Genomic DNA, 20795 nt, shown 5'->3' on the forward strand with positions numbered 1-20795 from the left:
AAAGTGAATTTGAAAAGCAAATAGGAGGAAAAGTTCAATGAAAAAAATGGTGTTAATTAATATCATCACTATCGTTGTTATTGTTATTGTTGGTATCGTAGCGTATATGTTATTCCACAATGCAACAAGTTATGTAACAACTGATAATGCTAAAGTTGATGGAGATCAAATTCAAATCTCTAGTCCAGCTTCTGGCCAAATTAAATCTTTTGATGCAAAACAAGGGGAAAAAATGAGTAAAGGCGACAAAGTCGCTGAAGTAATGGCACAAAGCCAAAGTGGTGAAACTAAATCTATGGACATTAAAATGCCTCAAAACGGTACAATCGTTAAAACAAGTGGCATGGAAGGTTCAGTTGCTCAAGCAGGATCACCAATTGCTTATGCTTACAATTTAGATGATTTATACATTACAGCAAATATTGACGAAAAAGATGTTAGCAAAATCGAAAAAGGCGACAAAGTTGATGTTTCAATTGACGGTCAAGATTCTGACATCGATGGTAAAGTACAACAAGTGGGCGAAGCTACAGCAGCTAGTTTCTCATTAATGCCATCATCTAACACTGACGGTAACTACACTAAAGTTTCACAAGTAGTACCAGTTAAAATTTCTTTAGATTCTGTACCATCAAAAGATGTTGTTCCTGGAATGAACGCTGAAGTAAAAATTCATAAAGACTAAGGAGGTCATAGAATGACAGCGACCTTCATTATTGGATATATAGTTGTAGCGATCATTTTAATTGGTTTGATTAATGTTCTTCTTAGAAAATCAAGCAAGAAAAAAACATCTTCAAATCAATCTAAGGGACAACACGTAAATGAAGAATCTAAAAGTCAAAGTAATCCATCTAAATTTAAAATAAGTGACTTAGAAAATGATAAAGATTCAAACGAATCAACTTCTTCACGTAACGATGAAGAATTACGTCGTCACTATGAGAACGAAGATAATCGTCATCACTTTGAAAATGACAAACGTAAAAATCACTTTGAAAGTGAACAAGACAGACAAGATTCAACTTCTGAAAAAATTCATCCTGAACAACATCAAGCATCACATTCCTTACACTATGCAGATGATGCTAATAAAGAAAATAATAATGAAGATGTTAACAACCAACATCTTCCTAAAGACTCAATTTACGAGCCGATTAATCCTGACTCTCAAGAAGGACGCGTAAATGAACAAATCAAGAAACAAAAACAAGATTTCGTGTTCGGAAAAGGGATTACAAGAAACAAAATTTTAGCAGCAATGCTGTTTGGTATGTTTATAGCCATCTTAAACCAAACATTACTTAACGTTGCTTTACCTAAAATTAATACAGAATTTAATATCTCAGCATCAACTGGTCAATGGTTGATGACAGGATTTATGTTAGTAAATGGTATCTTAATTCCAATCAGTGCATTCTTGTTTAATAAATATTCCTATCGTAGATTATTTATTATTGCACTTGTTCTATTCACATTTGGTTCATTAATCTGTGCACTGTCTAATAATTTCCCAATGATGATGGGTGGACGTGTACTACAAGCGATTGGTGCTGGTGTGTTAATGCCATTAGGATCTAACGTAATTGTTACAATTTTCCCACCTGAAAAACGTGGGGTAGCAATGGGTACCATGGGTATTGCCATGATCCTTGCTCCAGCTATTGGTCCTACATTATCAGGTTATATTGTACAAAACTACCATTGGAACGTAATGTTCTATGGCATGTTCTTCTTAGGTCTAGTTGCAATTATATTTGGTAATTTCTGGTTCAGACTTTATCAAAAAACAACAAATCCTAAAGCCGATTATCAAGGTATCGTATACAGTACCATCGGTTTCGGTGCATTATTATATGGTTTCAGTGAAGCTGGTAACAAAGGTTGGGGCTCAGCAGAAATCGTTACAATGTTTATTATCGGTGTAGTATTCATTTTATTATTCGTTATTCGCGAATTAACTATGAGAGCACCTATGTTAAATCTTGAAGTATTAAAATCTTCAACATTTACATTAACAACAATCATTAACATGGTTGTTATGATGAGTTTATTCGGTGGTATGATTTTACTTCCAATTTACTTACAAAACTTACGTGGTTTCTCAGCATTAGATTCAGGTCTATTACTATTACCTGGTTCTCTAGTAATGGGTATTCTTGGTCCTATTACGGGTAAATTATTAGATACTATTGGTTTAAAACCATTAGCATTATTCGGTATCGCAGTAATGGCTTACGGAACTTGGGAACTTACAAAATTAAATATGGATACACCATATCTTCATATTATGGGTATCTATGTAATACGTTCATTCGGTATGGCATTCGTAATGATGCCTCTTATGACAGCAGCAATCAATGCTTTACCACCACGCTTAATTTCTCATGGTAACGCGTTCTTAAATACAATGAGACAATTGGCTGGTTCAATTGGTACTGCAATTCTTGTTACTGTTATGACGACACAAACTACTAATCATGTTGGTGCGTTTGCTAATGAATTAGATAAAACAAACCCTGTGATTCAAGACCATGTTCGCCAAATGGCTGCACAATATGGTGGTCAATCTGAAGCATTACAAGCTATCTTAAAATACGTTAATAAACTTGCGTATATTGAAGGTATTAATGATGCATTCTGGATTGCAACAGGTTTAGCTGTATTAGCGTTTATTTTAAGTCTATTCTTAAAAGGTAAAAAAGGCGCTGATGCTGAGCATGATAGAATGATGCATGCTGAAGGTAATAAATTTAAATAAAATTATGTTGTGGGGACGTAATTTTTAAAGTATCGGTACACGCATTAAGCGTGTTATCGATACTTTTTTTATTGTTGTAAAAAGAAAAACCATACGCTATGCGTGTGGTTCAGAAAAGGTTTTACCGTTATCTAAAAAAATGCATCTCTACGTGCTAGAATATATATTGGTCAGCCAACCAAATATTCAACACGAGGAGATGCTATTTAATGTCATCCGACACAAACAGTTTAGCACATACAAAATGGAATTGTAAGTATCCCATAGTCTTTGCACCAAAATATAGAAGACAAGTGATATACGGAAAGATAAAAAGAGATATCGAAGTTATTGTACGTCAACTATGTGAAAGAAAAGGCGTAGAAATAATAGAAGCAGAAACATGTAAAGATCATATTCATATGTTAGTTAGTATTCCGCCTAAATTAGGCGTATCCTCATTTGTTGGATATTTAAAAGGTAAAAGTAGTTTAATAATTTGATATTAAAGAATAATAAACGGTGAATATTACTATTTATGTAAAAGGCTACATTGCAATTTCGCAATAGCTGACTGAGCTGAGAAGGCGCTTTAAATTAAGCTTTTCTCAGTTCTAGTCATCCTTGCGGGCGGGGCCCCAACAAAGAGAATTTCATAAAGAAATTTTACAAGCTAAGCAGGTTGGGGTTCGGTGCCCCAGCAAAGAGAATTTCACTATGAAATTCTACAAGCAAAACAAGCTGGGGATGCGACGAATTCAGAAGTATTCTGTCCCATCTTTTTAGTAGTTATTTTTGAAGACGATTTGCACGACGATTGCGGAAAAAGAAACTGATAATTAATAATGCAAGACTACATACTAATAAAATTAAGGCATTATGAATGGCATCGGCTTCACTAATAATTTGGTTTGGTGAAATATGAAGAGAATAACTTTGTAATTTGTTAGATATACGTTGACCTATCGTTTGAATTGCATATCCAAAATATAAAGACATAATCAGCATAATTGTTAGTACAATAAAATTTAGAATTTTTAACAATGTACGATTAAATATAATTGTAATGACTGTGATGATTAAACTAATGATTATAAGCGTAAAGAAAGTATTAAACACGAACACTAATCGATTTGAAATATCTTCTAAATTCGCTAGTTGGCTTAAATTTATATTTAGAGCACCAATTTGTGTAACCATGTTTTGAAAATTTTTAATTTGTTCATAATTAATAGGTTGATTTGCAAAAACCAAATTGAAAATAGGTTGTTTATACATACTATATCCAGTGATACCTACTAATATAAGTATAATAAATTGAATGACTAAACTTATCCAAGATCTACGTTTTTTACCTTTACGTTGTGAACGAACAAATTGATTGTCATTATTAGGACGGTTATGCGTATATTGAGTTTTCTCAATTTCTGTCATTTTTCTAACTCCTTTGCTGTTATTCATTTGTTTTCTATGTTTGTCTAATTTATACTGAATTTAATATAAAGCTATTAATATTAAATAGTTGTGAAACATTGAATTAAAAAACATTGTCTCCATTATATCGCTTTTTATAAGTTATGTAATAATGTTTAAGAAATTTATTAATAATATATAAGGTGGGTTAGCATTTTATGAGATCACATATGGTAAATCGAATTATTAATCGATACTTACTACATAATCGCTCAATTTTATTTGATACAGACGCTGACTTTGATAAATTTATGGAAAAACGTAAAGATATCAACCGAGCAAAACATAAACAACCTTCAAGTTTAAATGTTAAATCAAATCTGGATAAGTTATCATTGGATGATATGCAAGTGTTTCGATTTAATTTCCGCCACGAAACGAAAAAGAAAATCTTATACATCCATGGGGGATATAATACATTACAACCATCACCATTCCATTGGAGATTTATGGATAAATTAGCGCTTAGCACCCTTTATGAGGTTGTATTACCCATTTATCCTAAGACTCCTGAATACCATATTGAAGACACCTTTAAAGCGATAGATGCTGTTTATCATTCTTTATTAGAGGAAGTAGATGCTCAACATATCGTAATTATGGGAGATGGAACTGGCGGTGCATTAGCATTAAGTTATGTGCAACAGTTGAAAGCACAAGACCAAACATTACCAAGTAAACTCTATTTAATTTCGCCTATGCTAGATGCCACAATGACTAATCCTGAGATAACGGAAGATTTAATCAATAAAGACCGCTTTGTCAATATTGATGGATTACAACGCATTTATAGTCAATGGAGTAATGGCGATGCATTAGCAAACCCAAGCATTTCACCGCTTTATGGAGAAGTTCAAGGATTACCACCAGTTATCATGTTTGGTGGAGGTAGAGAAATTTATTATCCAGATATGCAACGTTTTGCATTTAATTTGGAAAAAGAAAATCAACCCATTCAATTCCATGAATATCCTAAAATGTTCCATGATTTTCCTTTATTCCCCATTCGTGAGTCACATAAAGTAGTGAAACAAATTACAAATACAATTGATGAATAAAACTAATGTATTAGGTTATGAGAAATATCAAAGAAGCGGAGTCAGAATTAATCTGATTCCGCTTCTTTAATAATAGAAATAACTTGTGACACAATATAAGATTCGCCTAGATTATGATAATGATTGTCCAACTCTTCCGCAAGTTTATATTGTGATTCATCGTTATGATGCAAAGACGTAGTTAGGTTAGTTTGATTCTCCGTTAATTGTCTTTGGTAATTTTGTAATTCATGAATTAATTTTTCATCATCTTGATAATCTGTTATTAATTTTTGACAAGCTTCAATGGCTTGTTTTTGACCTTGATAATAACTAATATTAAAAGCTCTTTTCAAAAGTTCTTGGCTAGGGCCATTCATAAATAATTGTTTTGATGCGTTTATATCGATTAAATGAACTTTTAACGCATCATTTAAATCATATAATCGTTCTAATAACTTATCTCTCAGTATCAATGTCATGACTTATTTCTCCTTCTTTTTAGGAATACCAATTTGATGTCCTAATTGTTTCGGCCAATCCACGTGACCTTGTTGTTTGTAATAATTAACGATATTTGTCATATATTGATCAGGAAAAGGTGCTGAACGACGATTACGAGCATCAATGCCCATCATCATGACTTCATTTGTAGCAACTAACGTCATTTCCTCATTGTAAAGCAATAAAAAGAAGTGCACTCTTTTGTAATCATAATCATATATGTGTACGTCTATGTGATACTTTGTATTTAATGTTAATTCAGATAAATAAGTGGTATGTTCTTCTAGTGTAAACATTGTGTAATTAAGCGTTTTACGTTCTTCTAAGGAAAGACCGTGGCAATAGTTAAATTCATTCACGGCTTCGCTAAATACCGAATTATAATCTGCATCATGCATGTGATAGTTGTGATCAATTTGAGAAGACGAAACAACTTTATTTACTTTAAATGGATATGTCATATGATATCCCCCTCTTTTTGTTTATAAAATCATTTTACTAAATTAAAATAACGCATACACAGTATTTAATTCATGGTAGAATGAAAGACGTACGGTTATGTAGGAGGTAAACTTAACGATGACAATGACAATTCGATATCAAACTGCCAATCAATCATTGACTCAAGTAGACAACGTTAAGCATATTCCAGAAGATGCAACAGTTGTATGGTTTGATTTTGAGAATGCGTCACAAGAAGAAAATGATTATTTAATCAGTAATTTTGATTTCAACTATTTAGAATTAGAAGATGCTATTACTGGCGTTCCTCGAGTAAAATATAAGTCATATAAATCTTATCAATATTTAGTATTTCATAGTTTGTTCAAAGATGACTTTTCACCCATGGCATTTAATGTTTTTCTTAATGATAAAGTGCTTGTTACTTATCATCATAGACATTTTGAATCTTTAAATGAAGTCGTCAAAATGAATTCAAAACAGCTCGATCCGGAACTTGATTGCGCAGATATTGTGATACATATTTTAGATATGATGGTTGATAAATACTTTGATTTTGTCTATACAATAGAAGATAAAACATACAATTTTGAAGATGCACATGTGGATGATACACAGAGCAAGAAAATTATGGACAATGTCTTCCAAATTAAATCTGATTTAATCAAAATTAAACGGGTATTATTCCCTATGCAAGAACTGGTGAATACAATCAAAACAGAAGGTAATTTAATTGTAGACAGTAAACACTCTATGTATATCCAACATATTGATGACCATTTGATTAAACAGAATAACATTATTCGAACATGTCAAGAAATGGCTAATGAAATTAGGGAGAACTTTGAATCTTATTCTTCTTTTAGAATGAACAGTATAATGCAAGTACTTACACTTGTATCCGTTATCTTTTCTCCTTTAACATTCATCGCTGGTGTCTATGGTATGAACTTTGAATATATGCCTGAGTTGAAATGGCATTATAGTTACCCGGTATGTATGCTTATTATGTTAATAATAACAATTTGGTTAATTATCTTTTTCAAAAGAAAAAAATGGTTCTAATATTTATAAATGAAAATTTAATTTAAGCAAAGGTAGGTACGATCATGAGTGATTTTCAAAGAGAACAGAGGAAAAATGAACATGTTGAAATTGCGATGGCCCAACATGATGCGCCTCAATCAGACTTTGACCGTGTAAGATTTGTCCATCATTCAATTCCTAATATTGATGTTGAACAAGTAGATTTGACGAGTCATACATCACACTTTAATATGAAGTTTCCTTTATATATCAATGCTATGACAGGGGGGAGCGAGTGGACGAAGCAAATCAATGAGAAACTCGCTGTTGTCGCACGTGAGACTGGTCTAGCAATGGCAGTAGGCTCAACACATGCTGCATTGAGAAATCCTAAAATGGCAGAGTCATTTAGCATCGCGCGTCAAACGAATCCAGAAGGTATTATCTTTAGTAATGTAGGCGCTGATGTTCCTGTAGATAAAGCGGTTGAAGCGGTTGATTTATTGGAAGCACAAGCGTTACAAATTCATGTAAACGCGCCTCAAGAGCTTGTTATGCCTGAGGGTAACCGTGAATTCTCAACTTGGTTAGATAATGTAGCCGCTATCGTCCAACGTGTTGATGTTCCAGTCATCATTAAAGAAGTTGGCTTTGGTATGAGCAAAGAACTCTATAAAGACTTAATTGACGTTGGTGTTAACTATGTTGATGTTAGTGGTAGAGGCGGTACGAATTTCGTTACTATTGAGAATGAACGTCGTTCAGATAAAGATATGGATTATTTAGCCAATTGGGGTCAATCAACAGTTGAATCATTACTTGAAAGTGCTGCATACCAGGATTCACTTAATGTGTTTGCTAGTGGTGGCGTACGTACACCTTTAGATGTCGTTAAGAGTATGGCACTTGGTGCTAAAGCAGTTGGTATGTCACGTCCATTTTTAAATCAAGTTGAAAAGGGTGGCATCACTCAAACAATTGAATATGTTGAAACATTTATTGAACATATGAAAGCGATTATGACGATGTTAGATGCCAAAGATATTAATGAATTAAAACGTACAAAGCTCGTTTTTGACCAAAAATTAATGTCTTGGATTGAACAACGTAATCTAGATATTCATAGAGGATAAAAAATTTAGCGTAGTACAAGAGGGAGTTTTAACCTCTGTGTACTACGCTTTTTAATATCATGTATTAACTACCAAATATATTCATAAAGCCCATAACAATTGGTACGCCAGCTAAATCGATTAAGAAAGCACCAACGATAGGGACAACTAAGTATGACTTGGGTGAGCTACCATATTTTTTTGTTATAACATCTAAATTCGCCATAGCATTTGGTGTAGCACCTAAACCATGACCAATAAATCCACCGGCCATTACAGCGGCATCGTAATCTTTACCAAGCACTCTGAACAGTATAAAGAATGCAAATAAAGAGATAAATACAACTTGGACTAAAACAATGATAATCAGTGGCAGTGCGAGTGAGTACACTTGTGTAAGTTGAATACTCATTAACGCAAGTGATAAGAATAGGCCTAACGCAATGTCGCCGATTTGATCATTCAGTTTTAAATCAATAAGTTGTAAATTACCATATTCTGAAATATTGCGAATTGCTACGGCAACAAACATAGAACCTACATACATTGGTAAACTTTGGCCAGTTAAATTAGAAAATTGATCGCCAATAAATGTACCAACCGACATACATAATGCGATGATTGTTAGTTGTATAAAGAATACTTGTGTTGGCTTATATTTTTCGTGTAAAGCTTGGTTGGGCTCAACTTCACTATAGTCTCTAAATGAGTCATCGCTATTTTCAGGTTTTAAATTATAGCGTTTTATAAGTGCTTTAACTAATGGGCCACCAACTAAACCACCAAATACTAGTCCAAGTGTTGCAGCAGCAAGGGCAGCAGTGATTGCCGAATCAATATTAAAGCTTTCTTCTAGTGTCTTACCATAGGCCGCAGCGTTTCCGTGCCCACCTTCCATTGACATAGAACCAGCTGTTAATCCTAACAAAGGTTTAATATGTAGCAATTTAGCTAAAGAAATGCCAATAAAGTTTTGGCAAATTGCTAATACGGCACAACATACAAAGTATAATATTAGGATTTTGCCTCCAATTTTGAATAATTTAAAGGAAGCACCTAAGCCAATTGTTGTGAAGAATACCATCATAAAGAAATCTTGAATGAAACCTGCATCTAATTTAATTTGAATAATATTTAACGTATCTAAGACTGCAACTAATATAGCAAATAGTAAACCACCAATGACTGGAGGTGGGATACAAATTCTTTGTAAAAATGAAACATGATTAACGATAAATTCGCCTAACAAATAAAGAAGACAGGCGAGACATAGCGTAGTAACTGCATCTAACTCCAAAGTAAATCCCCCTTTATTTATATGGATATCAAAGGCCTAAACGATAAACTCGTGAAAGCGCTATAAAACTCCATAGTTATCATTATACATATAAAAAATATATATTTCTATAAAGCTAAATATATTATTGTGCATAAATGATATAAGAATTATTTGGAGAATGCATATATATAGGATTTGTATTTAATTCATAAATTTAGCTAACAACTCATTTTATTTTGAATAAAAAGGCGAGTATTAAAGTAAGAACCGTGCGCCATCATTTATTTACTATCAATCCTATTTCTCGATTTAAAATGGGATTTAGTTTATTTCCACGTATCTTGTGGTGTAACACAATCTGATTTACGTATGCGTGACACATATGGATTGCCTTTAACTGTATAGCGTAAAGGTTTATTCGTCCATTCTCCTTTATTCGGTATACCTATTCTTGCACTTTCAACAATTTCTCTAGGATATTTACGTCTTTTAGTATCAATTGAAAGACGACACATATTAATTGTTGAACCATCAATTGCTCTCGGTATGTTAAATGCTTTCGTCCATTTTCCAGGACCATTAGTGATTTCAAATCCTGTCTTATTACGATTACGTTGCATCGCTTCAATGCCTTCTTCTGGTTCAATCGCTCTAATTAATACGCCTTCTGGTACGCCCTCGGTACGTGTTACTAAATTAATTAATAGATGTGTATGCATCACATGACCATAGATAGTTCCGCCACGTTTATATAAAGAAGTCACTTTAGGGGTTTCTTTACCACCAAAGCCATGAGCAGCACGATCATCGAAACCTAAATAAGCTTCTGTCTCTACAATATAGCCACTATAGGTTTGAAATTCATCTTGATAAATTATTTTGACGCCTAGTAATGCTCTAGCCGTTTCAATAGTAGGTTTTGATACGAAATCCATTGATTTTCTTTCCTCCAACATGACATTAAATCTTTTTTCCTTAGAAAATTTTTAATCTAAGGCGTTAAAATAGGTATTATGACAAGTATAATTGAAGCTACATTAGAAAGAAAATAACTGCAATTTATGTCATATATATTTGACGTGAAGATATGTAAAACGTTATTGTATATAAAAGTACTTTTTGGAAGAAGTGAGGGAATTGAACAAGGTTAAAATTTATCGAGGGGCTAAAAAGATATCTCAACTTGATTTGGCACGTGCTGTGGGGGTATCACGCCAAACAATTAATATGATTGAAAACGGAAAATATAATCCCTCATTAAAATTATGTATTAATATAGCGAAAACATTAGGTGTAACTTTAAATGACTTATTCTGGGAGGATGAGAATGATTAAAGATAATGAAGCCTTACAAGAACAAAACATAGCATTGAAAGCAAAACTTGGCATCTTAAGTTTAAATTTCTTATGTGCCATTATCGCCTTCTCAATGTTTAATGATTTGCAACGTGAGTATCTTTCACCATTTTTTATTGGTAGTGTATTTCTTTTAATTGTTATCGCCTGTAAGTTAACGATTCATTCAGAAACCGTAGATGACATTCATATTTATGTACATGATTTTAGTGACAAATCAAAACTGAATCATTATTCCAAATTAAAAAGAATTATCTATCTCGTCTTATGGATGATTTATTTAATTGTCATCGCTAATATTGTAACTCCGAACCTTAATCATACGAGTCATTATGAGTGCGTGTTTAAACCGAGTTGGCTAATTATTGATGTCGGTGTAGTGGTCGCCTTATGCATGTTTGACGATAAACGTATTAAATATACAGATATGAACACGCCAAGCTTAGGGAACCGTGGTGCATTACCTAAAGGTATATTAAATTTAATCCCCAATTATAGATATGCTGATGAACAACAAAAATTAGTTATTTTAAAGACGCATGCATCAAACTTTACATGGATTATATATGGTTTAAGTGGTGTTACAATCATTGATTTAATTGTTGAATTTTTCATGCATCAGTATCCTATCACAGCCATTATTACATTATTATTAATCGTTTTAACTTTAGTCGTCTATCAGTTACGTTATATAAAAATAAGAAAAAATCATTGTAATTAAGTGACATGACACGCTATCTATCAATTTTTAAATAGATAGCGTTTTCATTTTTTATTTTATTTAAAATCTATGGAATATTAATAAAAAAAGTGTAACAATATGTATGTGAAAAAGTCAGTGCTTAAAATTTAAATAGATAAAGATCCTTATTGATTGATACAATAATGCTAACTTAAATCAAAGGTGGAGGAAATCTTGATGGTTTATTCAATCTTTATCTTTTTATTAGCAGGTCTCTGTGAGATTGGTGGTGGCTATCTGATTTGGTTGTGGTTAAGGGAAGGGCAATCAAGTTGGTTAGGATTAGTTGGTGGCGTTATATTGATTATGTATGGCGTTATAGCAACATTTCAGTCATTTCCAACTTTCGGTCGAGTCTATGCTGCTTATGGTGGCGTTTTTATAGTTATGAGTATTGTATGGGCTTATATCTTTGATAAACAAGCGCCTGATAAATATGATGTACTTGGTGCAATAATATGTATTATTGGCGTATTAGTTATGATTTTACCGAGCAGAACCTGATTAAGCGTGTTTAAGAGGGAGACGTAAGTAATGATAGTTGAAGTAGAGAATCAAAGACATGGTATTGACTTAATTAAAATCGACAACGACGAAACAAATATTGTATTCACAAATTATGGTGCTCGAATTGTATCGTGGAAATATCACGATAATAATATTGTATTAGGTAATAAAGTAGAAGCGGATGAATTTTATCCTACTAATCCTTTTCATTTTGGAGCTACGATAGGACGATATGCGGGACGAATTGGGGAAGCTCGTTTTAAGCTAAATGAACAATCGTATCTACTTGAAGCGAATGATGGTCCGCACCAACTCCATGGTGGTCGCAATGGTTTAGATAAGAAATTATTTGATTATGAAATTCAAGATAATATTACAAGCATCAAAATTACATTTACAACTCAAATGAAAACAAATGAAGATGGTTATCCAGGAGATATGACTATAAAGGTCATTCACACATATGATGTGGAGCATCGATGGACAATTGAATATGAAGCGCACTCTTCTGCCGATACATTATTTAATCCAACTAATCATGTATATTTTAATTTGAATCGTGATAATAATGTGATTGATAATCACATTATTAAAAGTGAACAACTTAAAATGTATCCCATTGATGAATCGCACTTAATTGGTGATAATCAACCAATAGATGTCCTGTCAGCAATAGATAAGGAAGATGTGTCATTTCAAGACATCTTTACTACAAATCATGCGCAGCTTAAACAACAAATTAAGCCTTTTAATGGATTAGATCATCCATTTGAAATAGGGAATCATCAATTATCTATAGAAAATGATGAATTTATATTAGATGTTAATACAATGATGCCAAATATTGTAATTTATACTTTTAATGATACGACGGAATGGCAAAGCGACTTTAATATTTATAAAGCACATTCAGGTGTGACATTAGAAACGCAATTTTTGCCAAATGATATTAACATTTTTAATCAAAAAGCAGATTCTATTTTAAAAGCTAATGAGGCGTTTTATTCTAAAACGTCATATCATATAGCTGAAAAAAATGAAATGTAATTAGTAATGACAAAAAGGAGTAGAACACTGAAATGAAGCTAATCATTTTAGCGTTTTACTCCTTTACTTATAAAATGCATTACTTATCACTTTAATGCGTTATTTCTCATTTTATTTAATTTATCTTTGCGTTTATCAGATAAATAAGGATTTTTTAATGCATATTCTAAGCGTTCAACATTTTTACGATCGTTATAATAAATATCATTAAGCTCTTGTACAGATAATCGCGTTTCGTTTTCTGAAGATTGAATGAGTTCTAAATTAGCAGAATCTTCAACATATCCCTCTTGTAAAACTCTGAAGTAAAAACCAGTCTTACCCGATTGTGTCATTCTTTTAACCAAGTCAGGAATCCCATATTTAGTTTGAATTTTCCAGCAAGGTTCTCTTATTTCTGAAACTTCAATAATTGCCTCTCCTAAACGATATTTGTCGCCGAAGTATACTTGTGCTTCATCTAAATCTTCAATTGTTAAATTTTCACCAAACATAGCATAATCAGGTAATTTAACTAAGTCGTCTTTATACATTTGATAGTTCGCCTTACTGAAACTGCAAATCGCTTTATGTGGCCCGCCATGATCTTTATAAGCTTGTTCATCGCCTATAAACCCTAGCTTTGACAACCACATTTTTCCTGAAAATGGTGTCTTATTTAGAGCAGATAGCATTTGTCGTTTCTGACCATAATCTAAATCTTCAATTTTACCCGTAGAAATAGCACACACAGTAATCATTGTTATCCTCCCCAAATTAATGTTAAGCAAAATTGTACTATAATTATTAAATAAAGATAAGAGATATCGTCGTATTATTTTTGTAAAGAAACTAGGTATTTTTTCAAACGTCATGTAAAATAATGGATGAGTATATTTGTAAAGGGGTCGCACTAAAATGAAAAATTCGACAGAACTTAAGCTTATGACAGTTGGAGATGCTGTTGCACAAATTGAAGATAATATGGTGCTAGGTATAGGAACTGGGAGTACGATTGAACTTCTCATTCCTAAAATTGCTGAACGAATTCATAATGAGAATCTAAGTATTATAGGCGTTTGTACATCTAATAAAAGTGCATATATTGCGAAACAGTTAAATATCAATATTGTTGATATTAATGATGTCAGTCGTGTAGATCTCGCAATTGATGGTGCTGATGAGGTTGATAACAATCTTAATTTAATTAAAGGTGGCGGCGGTGCACTATTTAGAGAAAAAGTAATAGATGAAATGGCTAATCGTTTTATAGTATTGGCTGATGAAAGTAAGATTGTGAATTATTTAGGAGAACAATTTAAACTACCAGTTGAAGTTGATAAATTTAATTGGCTACATATTGCCAAAAAAATAGAAGCATACAGTGCTATTAACATTGAAAGACGTATGAGTGATGACGTACCATTTATTACAGATAATGGTAATTACATTTTAGACTGTCAAATGAATAAACCGATAGACCCATATGCTTTCCATGAGTTTTTAATACACCTTACTGGTGTTTTAGAAACTGGTTATTTTTTAGATGTTACTGATCAAGTTATCGTTGGTACACAAGAGGGCATTAAAATTATGGATAAAAATAAATAAGCAAATGATAATGACCAAAAAAAGCACCTACAAAGAAAGCGTTAATCGCTTTCTTTGTAGGTGCTTTGTTATTAGTACGAAGTTTTAAAAATTGTTTACATATCATACGTTGAAATATGAATCACTATTTATCATTGAGGTCATTAATTTCTTGTTTTGCATTATCGACAACTGATGAATGTCTATCTTCCGTATATGAAGCACTATCTTTAAGATCTTCGTTAGACGGAGTGGTAGATGAAGATGTTGATTCATCATTTGTTTTATGTGAATGATTGTCCTCTTGAACTACGTCTTTATTGTCTTTTGATTGATGTTTTAAATCATTATCATCCGTTTTAGAACGATCTACTTTCTCATCGTTTGAATTATCATCATTAACATGGTCTAGATAATTGTTAGGTTCAACTTCATCAAGTGAACGATTCGTTGTTCTGTAAATGATGAAACGAATAATTAAACTTAAAAGAATAAATACGATGCCAACAATCGTAGTACTTAGCGCAATCACTTTCATTGAGAATAAATCACCAAGTTCTTCGCTAAATAAGAAGACTTGTGCAAATGACATTGCAGCATGGAAAATCACTGCAATATAAATCGTACGACCTTTTGTAGCACGGATAAGTTCACCAACTATCATTGAGAACATGAAAGTATAAAGGAAATGATAGCCTGCATATTCCATACCAAATGTTGTGTTTGAAGTCCAAACAGAATACAACAAACCAACGATAATTGACGCGAAGAAAGTATTAACCTTACTTTCAACAATATTTTGTAAATAAGAACGGAAACCAAATTCAGAAAAGAATGCCATTAAAATATGGCCAATAATAATTGTTGGAACCGAAACCGATAAGTCACTTGCTTGTAACAAAATGAAACTGTCGGCAAATGCATTAAAACTAAACATACCAATTATAAAAATAAGTAATGGTAAAATTAATGCAAGTAAAATACGTTTAATAACTCTAATATCTACTGAGAATTTTAAACCAGCAACTTGAGTACGTTTATCTTTAAAAGCTAAAATGCAAACCACTGCAGCGATAAACGGAGATAAGTCAGTAAGATCAAATACAAAACGTTTTATACCTACTGATGCTTGGAAATCTCTTAGGATTAATGAGCAAGCCATTGTGACTACGAAAAATACAAATATTGTTAATGCCCATTGAAATCCTGAAATACGATTCGTCTTCATTTATGTAACCTCCATTAGGGTAACCGTAAAAACTCTTTCCTTAATATTATACATATTACTTGGATATAAATAAATTGTCCATTTCAAATATCATTAAAATGTAATAGTCTTGCATTATTTTTATCTTATTGAAAACAATTTTTAATGTCTTAAAATTTTTTGAAAAGGGTAACGATAAGTATTACATCTATTTTAACTATATATTTCAATATGTTGTATGATTAAAGTGTAGACATATGAATAGGGGGCAGCAAAATGTATACACAAGGCAATCCAAAGTTATGGACAGGTCGACTAGACAGTAAAACGGATAAAAAACAATTTAGACATTTTCAAACTGTAGAATTTGCCAATCTAGAAAATATGGAAGTTAATAATGAAAAATCTGGCGTTGGCTTCTTAGGTTATGCAGTAGATAAAGGTGTTGAATTGAATAAAGGTAGAGTAGGTGCTAAAAAAGGACCAGACATAGTTAAACAAGAGTTCGCAAAGTTACCGGACTTAAGTGAATGTGAAGCTTTAGTTGATTATGGTAATGTTGAACATTCAAGCGAACATCTTAATGATACCCACCAAGAAATGGCACGATTAACTGCAAATGTCATCAAACAACATAACCAAACTTTTTTAATTGGTGGGGGACATGATGTAGCTTATGCACAATATTTAGCTACGCGTGATGTATATCCAGATGCTTCAATAGGCATTATTAATATTGATGCACACTTTGATACACGTCCAGATCAGCCACCAACTTCAGGTACTATGTTTAGACAAATTTTGGATAATGATGACAATACAGATTACTTAGTTCTAGGATTAGCACAAGGAGGCAATACACGTGCATTATACGATTATGCACATGACAAAGGCATCATCTATGTGTATGCAGATGAATTGTTAAATCAGGTGTCACCAACGATTAAAGACAAAATAGAATTATTTATTCATGAACATGATACGATTATGTTTACAATTTGCATGGATGTCATCGATAGCGCTTTTGCACCTGGCGTTAGTTCCCCAAGCGTGTTAGGGCTAAATCCACATTCAGTTTTTGAAATTAGTAAAAGAGTTATTTTAAGTAATAAAGTGTCTTCAATTAGTATTGCAGAAACAAATCCAGAGTACGACGTGGATAATCGTACATCTAGACTAGCTGCCAATTTAATTCATCATTTTCTAGTTTAAGTGCAATGAACAGTACAACATATTAATTCGTCATAATAGTTCATAAATGAAGTTAACCGCTTCTTTTATGGACTATTATTTTTTACTTTTTAGTAGTTTAATATTTTAAAATAATAAAACAGAATGAGTGAATATAATCGTTTTAATTGCAAGAAAAGTTTGACAATTATGATACGATAGAGAGACATAGGGGGAGGTCAATAAGGGTATGAAACGCTTAAATTATGCACAACAATGGAAAGGTGAGTTTGCTCAAAATATTTTAGCAGGTATATTAATGGGGTTAGCACTCTTACCAGTCGCCATAGCATTTTCTTTTATTGTCCATATTAGTCCAACTATTGGATTAATGAGTTGTGGATTAATGATGTTCTTTATGAGTTTCTTGGGAGAACGAATAAGTATGGTATCTGGCCCAAGTAGTGGTATTTCAATTGTCGGTGCGTCACTTGTAGAACAATACAATGTGCACTATTTGATTATGGCGACAATGATGATGGGCATAATCCTCATTATCTTTGGTCTATGTCATATTGATAAAGTATTACAGCTCATACCCGACACAGTTGTTATAGGCTTTATGAACGCGTTAGGGATTTTATTATTAACAACGCAAATTAAATATATCTTTGGTATTACACCTGCAACCTATATCATAGCAATCACAACGTTTGTGATTATCTTTACCTCTTCCAAATTAATCCGATTCATACCAGCACCACTTATCGCAATTATTATAGTAACGATTCTAAGTTATTTTATAAAACCTAACGTGCAGTTAGTACATGATTTAGCTGATATACATCTCACCTTACCTAAAATATCAATCTATCCTGAATTATTTAATGTACGTGCTTTAGGCATTGTCTTTATTTATGCTTTGACGATGTCGATTATTTCAGTAGTTCAAACCAATTTAACAAATAATATGATGGACGCAGTAACCCAAAGTGAATCGAATAAAGATAAAGAAGTGGTTAGACAAGGAATGAGTAATCTCTTAGTTGGTTTTTTAGGAGGTTATGGCGCGAGTGCGCTAGTTGGACAATCTAAATTTAATTTCAGAATGGGCGCAACGACACGTTTGGCTACACTTATAACAGGTTTATTTTTATTGTCATGCGTTATTATTCTAGGTCCAGTTATAGGCTATATTCCGATGGCTGTACTTGCTTCTGTTTTAATAACAATTTCGCTTAATACATTTGACCGACGTACATTTAGACATCTAAAAGAGAAACCAATTAAACGAGCAATGATAATGCTTATTACGATTATCTTAATTCTGACGACGCATAATTTAGCGATTGGTGTTGTGGTAGGCACACTTATTTATTATTTAATTCAATTTATTTTTGAAAAGAAAGGACGAGGAACGGTATGACAAATTATTCAGATTATGTCAATTGGAGAAGAACCTTTCATCAATATCCAGAAGTCTCAAAGAAGGAATTTGAAACGACTAAGCGCTTAAAACGTATATTGGAAGCATATGATATCAAAACGCTTGATATACCGTTAGAAACTGGACTTGTAGCTGAAATAGGAAAAGGAGAAACATGTATTGCTGTAAGAACAGATATTGACGCTTTACCGATAACGGAGCAAGTTGAACATGAATTTACTTCTACAAATGAAGGAGTGATGCATGCATGTGGCCATGATATTCATATGGCAAGCATTCTTGCTATAGCTACACAGCTTAAAGCACGTGAAGATATGCTTACTGGACGTGTAAAATTTTTATTTCAACCAGCTGAAGAAACAGGCTATGGTGCTAAAGCAATGGCTGAGACCCATATCTTAGATGATGTGAAAGCAATTGTTGGATTCCATAATTATCCCACACTTGATATCAATGACTTTGCAATTAAATCCGGACCAATTACCTCAGCAGTGGATCGCTTCGAGTTTAAAATTCATGGTAAAGGTGCGCATGCAGCGAAACCAGAACAAGGTAATGATCCAGTAATGGTCCTAGGGCAATTAATTACAAGCTTACAAACGATTGTGAGTCGCAATCTGTCAGCATTTGACAGTGCAGTGGTAACGATTGGTGAAGTGTCTTCAGGAAATACGTGGAACGTGATTGCAGATAGTGCCTATGTTCAAGGGACAGTTAGGTCTTTTAAACCAGAAATTCAAGATTATATTGAACAACGCTTACATGAAATTGCTAAAGGTCTAGAACAGTTGTTTAATGTGAACATCGAAGTCATCTATACTCGTCTACCGGGCGCAGTGGTAAATGATGAACATTTAACGCAACTCGCAAGAACGTCAGCGGAAGAAGTCGGCTATAATGTCATTGAGCTAGATAATCCATTAACGATTGGTGAAGATTTCTCAGGATTATTAAGTAATCACCCTGGTGTATTTGCATTTATTGGTTCTAACAGTGTTTATGATTTACATCATCCGAAATATGATCCTGACGAACGTATCTTGGAAAAAGTTCCGGAGTACTTTATGACATTAATCAAAAAATTACTTGCCGAAGATCATCATGAGAAAATGATATAAATGATTTGAAATATCTTCATGCGAGCGATTTGAATCATCATTTTCAAAAAATGATTAAAGGGGTCAAGTAAATGGGTAAACATAAATCATCTAGAAATAGGAGATGATTGATAATGGGTGCAAAAGATCCAAGAACAAAATTTAAAACGACAGATTATGAACAACAAGAACAAGCATTACCAGGTTTACAATCTGAATTAACACCTGAACCGGATTGTGGTGAAGAATCTTACGTTGGTCATGATCGCTTAAAAGATTATAAAATGTTCGTTACAGGTGGAGATTCTGCGATCGGACGTGCGGCAGCCATTGCATATGCGAAAGAAGGCGCAGATGTTGCAATTAATTATCTGCCAAGTGAAGCACAAGATGCCGAAGAAGTGAAAGCAGTAATTGAAAAAGCCGGACGAAAAGTAGTATTGATTCCTGGCGATGTACGTGATGAACAATTTAACTATAAATTAGTAGAACAAGCGTACACAGAATTAGGTGGCTTAGACAATGTTACATTGGTTGCTGGCCATCAACAATATCATGATACCTTAAAAGAATTTGATACTGACTCAATAAAAGAAACATTTGAAACCAATGTCTATCCGGTATTCTGGACAGTACAAAAAGCATTGGATTATTTACAACCAGGTGCCTCTATTACGACAACATCATCTGTCCAAGGATATAATCCAAGCCCAATCATTCACGATTATGCGGCATCTAAAGCTGCCATTATTTCTTTAACTAAAAGCTTTTCTGAACAATTAGGAGAACAAGGAATACGAGTGAATTGTGTCGCACCAGGACCATTCTGGTCACCATTACAAATTACAGGTGGACAACCACAATCTGCTATTCCAAAATTTGGGCAAGAAACACCTTTAGGTAGAGCGGGCCAACCTGTTGAATTAGCAGGCACATATGTCTTATTGGCTTCTGAAGAATCTAGCTATACCACAGGGCAAGTGTTTGGTGTTACTGGTGGAATCCAAATCGATTAGTATT

21 protein-coding genes and 1 pseudogene are annotated in these 20795 nt (G+C 33.1%); 15 read left to right on the forward strand and 7 right to left on the reverse strand.

What is annotated here, in order from left to right; translation table 11 throughout:
• Positions 1-37 precede the first annotated feature (37 nt).
• From HYI43_03325 to tnpA, 3 genes and pseudogenes are all read left to right on the forward strand, one after another.
• Positions 38-685 (forward strand): HlyD family secretion protein, encoded by a 648-nt coding sequence (locus HYI43_03325; protein ID UDI77628.1) that lies wholly within the window; start codon positions 38-40, stop codon positions 683-685.
• Between the two features lie 12 nt (positions 686-697).
• Entirely contained in the window at positions 698-2761 is a 2064-nt protein-coding gene (locus HYI43_03330) for a DHA2 family efflux MFS transporter permease subunit (GenBank protein ID UDI77629.1), read from the forward strand.
• 209 nt (positions 2762-2970) lie between these two features.
• Positions 2971-3240 (forward strand): annotated as a pseudogene (gene tnpA, locus HYI43_03335) (IS200/IS605 family transposase).
• A gap of 289 nt (positions 3241-3529) precedes the next feature.
• Here the strand turns inward: tnpA and HYI43_03340 are convergent.
• Positions 3530-4174: a hypothetical protein gene (locus HYI43_03340; GenBank protein ID UDI77630.1), complete on the reverse strand. Its 645-nt coding sequence runs from the start codon at positions 4172-4174 to the stop codon at positions 3530-3532.
• A gap of 197 nt (positions 4175-4371) precedes the next feature.
• Between HYI43_03340 and HYI43_03345 the strand changes: the two genes are divergently transcribed.
• On the forward strand, positions 4372-5271 hold the full coding sequence (locus HYI43_03345; GenBank protein ID UDI77631.1) for an alpha/beta hydrolase: 900 nt from the start codon (positions 4372-4374) through the stop codon (positions 5269-5271).
• 47 nt (positions 5272-5318) lie between these two features.
• On the opposite strand, the gene HYI43_03350 is transcribed toward HYI43_03345, so the two are convergent.
• Positions 5319-5732 (reverse strand): hypothetical protein, encoded by a 414-nt coding sequence (locus tag HYI43_03350; protein UDI77632.1) that lies wholly within the window; start codon positions 5730-5732, stop codon positions 5319-5321.
• A gap of 3 nt (positions 5733-5735) precedes the next feature.
• Entirely contained in the window at positions 5736-6215 is a 480-nt protein-coding gene (locus tag HYI43_03355; protein UDI77633.1) for a thioesterase family protein, read from the reverse strand.
• 118 nt (positions 6216-6333) lie between these two features.
• Here HYI43_03355 and corA point away from each other — a divergent pair, with 118 nt between their 5' ends.
• Positions 6334-7281, forward strand: coding sequence for a magnesium/cobalt transporter CorA (gene corA / locus HYI43_03360; protein ID UDI77634.1), 948 nt, complete (start codon positions 6334-6336; stop codon positions 7279-7281).
• 44 nt (positions 7282-7325) lie between these two features.
• On the forward strand, positions 7326-8375 hold the full coding sequence (locus HYI43_03365; protein UDI77635.1) for a type 2 isopentenyl-diphosphate Delta-isomerase: 1050 nt from the start codon (positions 7326-7328) through the stop codon (positions 8373-8375).
• 64 nt (positions 8376-8439) lie between these two features.
• Here the strand turns inward: HYI43_03365 and gltS are convergent, their stop codons facing one another.
• Positions 8440-9651, reverse strand: a complete 1212-nt coding sequence (gltS, locus tag HYI43_03370) for a sodium/glutamate symporter (GenBank protein ID UDI77636.1) — start codon at positions 9649-9651, stop codon at positions 8440-8442.
• A 308-nt stretch (positions 9652-9959) separates the two neighbouring features.
• Positions 9960-10568 carry a DNA-3-methyladenine glycosylase gene (locus HYI43_03375; GenBank protein UDI77637.1) on the reverse strand — a complete coding sequence of 203 codons (609 nt, stop codon included), beginning with the start codon at positions 10566-10568 and terminating at the stop codon, positions 9960-9962.
• A gap of 202 nt (positions 10569-10770) precedes the next feature.
• Here HYI43_03375 and HYI43_03380 point away from each other — a divergent pair, with 202 nt between their 5' ends.
• The 4 genes from HYI43_03380 (at position 10771) to HYI43_03395 (ending at position 13285) form a co-directional block, all read left to right on the forward strand.
• The gene (locus HYI43_03380) at positions 10771-10968 is read left to right on the forward strand and encodes a helix-turn-helix transcriptional regulator (GenBank protein ID UDI77638.1); all 198 of its coding nucleotides are present in this window, start codon (positions 10771-10773) and stop codon (positions 10966-10968) included.
• The gene (locus HYI43_03385; protein UDI77639.1) at positions 10961-11710 is read left to right on the forward strand and encodes a hypothetical protein; all 750 of its coding nucleotides are present in this window, start codon (positions 10961-10963) and stop codon (positions 11708-11710) included. Before HYI43_03380 ends, HYI43_03385 begins: the two co-directional genes overlap by 8 nt.
• A gap of 198 nt (positions 11711-11908) precedes the next feature.
• Positions 11909-12235 (forward strand): YnfA family protein, encoded by a 327-nt coding sequence (locus HYI43_03390; protein UDI77640.1) that lies wholly within the window; start codon positions 11909-11911, stop codon positions 12233-12235.
• 30 nt (positions 12236-12265) lie between these two features.
• A complete protein-coding gene (locus HYI43_03395; GenBank protein ID UDI77641.1) occupies positions 12266-13285 on the forward strand; it encodes a galactose mutarotase in 1020 nt (339 codons plus the stop codon).
• 86 nt (positions 13286-13371) lie between these two features.
• On the opposite strand, the gene HYI43_03400 is transcribed toward HYI43_03395, so the two are convergent.
• Entirely contained in the window at positions 13372-14025 is a 654-nt protein-coding gene (locus HYI43_03400; GenBank protein UDI77642.1) for an MOSC domain-containing protein, read from the reverse strand.
• 157 nt (positions 14026-14182) lie between these two features.
• Here HYI43_03400 and HYI43_03405 point away from each other — a divergent pair, with 157 nt between their 5' ends.
• A complete protein-coding gene (locus tag HYI43_03405; protein ID UDI77643.1) occupies positions 14183-14875 on the forward strand; it encodes a ribose 5-phosphate isomerase A in 693 nt (230 codons plus the stop codon).
• A 124-nt stretch (positions 14876-14999) separates the two neighbouring features.
• Here HYI43_03405 and HYI43_03410 read toward each other — a convergent pair whose 3' ends face one another.
• Positions 15000-16082, reverse strand: coding sequence for a CPBP family intramembrane metalloprotease (locus HYI43_03410; GenBank protein UDI77644.1), 1083 nt, complete (start codon positions 16080-16082; stop codon positions 15000-15002).
• A 255-nt stretch (positions 16083-16337) separates the two neighbouring features.
• Between HYI43_03410 and HYI43_03415 the strand changes: the two genes are divergently transcribed.
• From HYI43_03415 to HYI43_03430, 4 genes are all read left to right on the forward strand, one after another.
• The gene (locus tag HYI43_03415) at positions 16338-17273 is read left to right on the forward strand and encodes a formimidoylglutamase (protein ID UDI77645.1); all 936 of its coding nucleotides are present in this window, start codon (positions 16338-16340) and stop codon (positions 17271-17273) included.
• Between the two features lie 208 nt (positions 17274-17481).
• Positions 17482-18657 (forward strand): SulP family inorganic anion transporter, encoded by a 1176-nt coding sequence (locus HYI43_03420; GenBank protein UDI77646.1) that lies wholly within the window; start codon positions 17482-17484, stop codon positions 18655-18657.
• Positions 18654-19796: an amidohydrolase gene (locus HYI43_03425; GenBank protein UDI77647.1), complete on the forward strand. Its 1143-nt coding sequence runs from the start codon at positions 18654-18656 to the stop codon at positions 19794-19796. The genes HYI43_03420 and HYI43_03425 overlap by 4 nt, the downstream gene beginning before the upstream one ends.
• Positions 19797-19909: 113 nt before the next feature.
• Positions 19910-20791 (forward strand): SDR family oxidoreductase, encoded by an 882-nt coding sequence (locus tag HYI43_03430; GenBank protein ID UDI77648.1) that lies wholly within the window; start codon positions 19910-19912, stop codon positions 20789-20791.
• The last annotated feature ends 4 nt before the right edge of the window (positions 20792-20795 follow it).

This window comes from Staphylococcus taiwanensis (genome assembly GCA_020544305.1).
Lineage (GTDB): Bacteria > Bacillota > Bacilli > Staphylococcales > Staphylococcaceae > Staphylococcus > Staphylococcus taiwanensis.

Coding starts and splice junctions, on each gene's coding strand:
- HYI43_03390 (UDI77640.1), top strand. CDS start 11,909: ATGGTTTATTCAATCTTTATCTTTTTATTAGCAGGTCTCTGTGAGATT.
- corA (UDI77634.1), top strand. CDS start 6,334: ATGACAATGACAATTCGATATCAAACTGCCAATCAATCATTGACTCAA.
- HYI43_03325 (UDI77628.1), top strand. CDS start 38: ATGAAAAAAATGGTGTTAATTAATATCATCACTATCGTTGTTATTGTT.
- HYI43_03375 (UDI77637.1), bottom strand. CDS start 10,568: ATGGATTTCGTATCAAAACCTACTATTGAAACGGCTAGAGCATTACTA.
- HYI43_03415 (UDI77645.1), top strand. CDS start 16,338: ATGTATACACAAGGCAATCCAAAGTTATGGACAGGTCGACTAGACAGT.
- HYI43_03355 (UDI77633.1), bottom strand. CDS start 6,215: ATGACATATCCATTTAAAGTAAATAAAGTTGTTTCGTCTTCTCAAATT.
- HYI43_03350 (UDI77632.1), bottom strand. CDS start 5,732: ATGACATTGATACTGAGAGATAAGTTATTAGAACGATTATATGATTTA.
- HYI43_03420 (UDI77646.1), top strand. CDS start 17,482: ATGAAACGCTTAAATTATGCACAACAATGGAAAGGTGAGTTTGCTCAA.
- HYI43_03430 (UDI77648.1), top strand. CDS start 19,910: ATGGGTGCAAAAGATCCAAGAACAAAATTTAAAACGACAGATTATGAA.
- HYI43_03345 (UDI77631.1), top strand. CDS start 4,372: ATGAGATCACATATGGTAAATCGAATTATTAATCGATACTTACTACAT.
- HYI43_03405 (UDI77643.1), top strand. CDS start 14,183: ATGAAAAATTCGACAGAACTTAAGCTTATGACAGTTGGAGATGCTGTT.
- HYI43_03400 (UDI77642.1), bottom strand. CDS start 14,025: ATGATTACTGTGTGTGCTATTTCTACGGGTAAAATTGAAGATTTAGAT.
- HYI43_03410 (UDI77644.1), bottom strand. CDS start 16,082: ATGAAGACGAATCGTATTTCAGGATTTCAATGGGCATTAACAATATTT.
- HYI43_03395 (UDI77641.1), top strand. CDS start 12,266: ATGATAGTTGAAGTAGAGAATCAAAGACATGGTATTGACTTAATTAAA.
- HYI43_03385 (UDI77639.1), top strand. CDS start 10,961: ATGATTAAAGATAATGAAGCCTTACAAGAACAAAACATAGCATTGAAA.
- HYI43_03330 (UDI77629.1), top strand. CDS start 698: ATGACAGCGACCTTCATTATTGGATATATAGTTGTAGCGATCATTTTA.
- HYI43_03340 (UDI77630.1), bottom strand. CDS start 4,174: ATGACAGAAATTGAGAAAACTCAATATACGCATAACCGTCCTAATAAT.
- HYI43_03365 (UDI77635.1), top strand. CDS start 7,326: ATGAGTGATTTTCAAAGAGAACAGAGGAAAAATGAACATGTTGAAATT.
- HYI43_03425 (UDI77647.1), top strand. CDS start 18,654: ATGACAAATTATTCAGATTATGTCAATTGGAGAAGAACCTTTCATCAA.